The sequence below is a fragment of the Polaromonas sp. P1_E1_2 genome (genome assembly GCF_056406035.1).
The window spans coordinates 1-1684 of sequence record NZ_JBFUAZ010000764.1 but is presented as its reverse complement, the minus strand read 5'-3'; the positions used below and the strand labels follow the sequence as shown (position 1 = coordinate 1684).

At 63.0% G+C, this 1684-nt stretch carries 3 protein-coding genes; all 3 read left to right on the top strand.

The window, feature by feature from the left end; all coding sequences use genetic code 11:
• A partial coding sequence (locus AC1D1P_RS22640) for an adenosylhomocysteinase (protein ID WP_477674536.1) occupies positions 1-355 on the top strand: 355 nt, incomplete at its 5' end.
• A 160-nt stretch (positions 356-515) separates the two neighbouring features.
• Entirely contained in the window at positions 516-1550 is a 1035-nt protein-coding gene (locus AC1D1P_RS22635) for a TlyA family RNA methyltransferase (RefSeq protein WP_477674535.1), read from the top strand.
• Between the two features lie 8 nt (positions 1551-1558).
• Positions 1559-1684: methylenetetrahydrofolate reductase (locus tag AC1D1P_RS22630; protein ID WP_477674537.1), on the top strand; the 126-nt coding region annotated here is incomplete at its 3' end.

The following is a 1684-nucleotide window of genomic DNA, read 5'->3' as shown; positions in this document are numbered from 1 at the left end:
CACCTGGGAAGAGATCAAGCCGCAAGTCGACCACGTGATCTTCCCGGAYGGCAAGCGCATCATCCTGCTGGCCAAGGGCCGCCTGGTCAACCTCGGCTGCGGCACCGGCCACCCGAGCTTCGTGATGTCTTCGAGCTTCGCGAACCAGACGATCGCGCAGATCGAGCTCTTCACCAAGAAAGATGCGTACGAAGTGGGCAAGGTCTATGTGCTGCCCAAGCATCTTGACGAAAAAGTCGCTCGTTTGCACCTGAAGAAGGTTGGCGCTGTGCTGACTGAACTGAGCGACGAGCAGGCTGCGTACATCGGTGTCAGCAAAGCAGGCCCGTACAAGGCCAACACCTACCGCTACTGATTTTCCCTGGCTACTGCGCGACCCGATAGCGGCGTTGCGGGTCCCGATCAGGCAATCCTCATGCACCTCAAGTGCATTCCGGTTGCCTGACGCCCGCGCCTTGCTCTCGGGCCGCTCGCTACGCCCTTAAGTCTGTTGCTGGAATACCGGAAKACACTACATGCGCGCTGACCTATTCCTCGTCGAACACGGCCATGCCGCCACCCGCTCGCAGGCCCAGCGCCTGATTGCTTCGGGGGTGCAGTGGCGTCCCGAAGCCGATGCTGCCTGGAAGAAGGTCGCCAAGAACGGCGACGAGATTCCGCCCGGCGCCGAACTGCAGCTGCTGGACACCACCGAAGCCAAGTACATCTCGCGCGGCGGGCTCAAGCTCGAAGGCGCGCTGAAGGCTACCGGCCTGAAGGTGGCTGGCTTGCGCTGCCTTGACGTGGGGCAGTCCACGGGCGGCTTTACCGACTGCCTGTTGCAGCACGGCGCCGTGCAGGTGGTAGGCGTTGATGTGGGCCACGGCCAGCTGCACGCCAGCCTGCGTGAAGATCCGCGTGTGGTTTGCGTCGAGGGCTTGAATGCCCGTTCCATGACCGCCACCGACCTGGTGGCCGGCCATGCAGGCGACAGCGGCGACATGGATTTTCCGGATGACTTCGATGGCGATGAGGATGACGCTGACCTGGATGAAGCGGGCCCAGCCGCAGAAGCCAACTTCGACTTCCTGACCGGTGATTTGTCCTTCATCTCGCTCACGCTGGTGTTGCCTGCGGTGGTTCGCCTGCTCAAACCCGGCGGCGATCTGCTCATGCTGGTCAAGCCGCAGTTTGAATTGCAGCCCGGCCAGATCGGCAAGGGCGGCATCGTGCGCGACCCGGCGCATTTCGAGTTTGTCGAAAAGCGCCTGCGCGATGCCTGCGCGGCGCTGGGACTGGAAGTAAAAGCCTGGCTGGCGTCGCCGATTGAAGGCGGCGACGGCAACCGCGAATTTTTTATCCAGGCCGTCAAGGGCCAGGACGTGGCAGGCGAAGACCAGCCGTTGCCGGCCGCACCGCAGCGCAAGGTTGCCAAGCGCGTGCCGCGCAGCGAAATGCGCGCCTCCCGCGCGCCGCACGAAGACTCCGAACTTGCGCATGCCGGCCAGCCCGGCCCCGCGCGTGGCAAACGGCGTGACAACAAAACCGATACGACAAATAACGACGAGTGAGATCCGCGATGAGCCTGAACCTTCCCCTCAGTTTTGAATTTTTCCCGCCCAAGACACCCGAAGGCGCCGAGAAGCTGCGTGTGGCGCGCCAGGCGCTGTATGCGCACAAGCCCGAGTTCTGCTCGGTGACGTTT

Excerpts from the sequence above, each read along its gene's own strand:
- AC1D1P_RS22635 (WP_477674535.1), top strand. The coding sequence starts at position 516 with ATGCGCGCTGACCTATTCCTCGTCGAACACGGCCATGCCGCCACCCGC.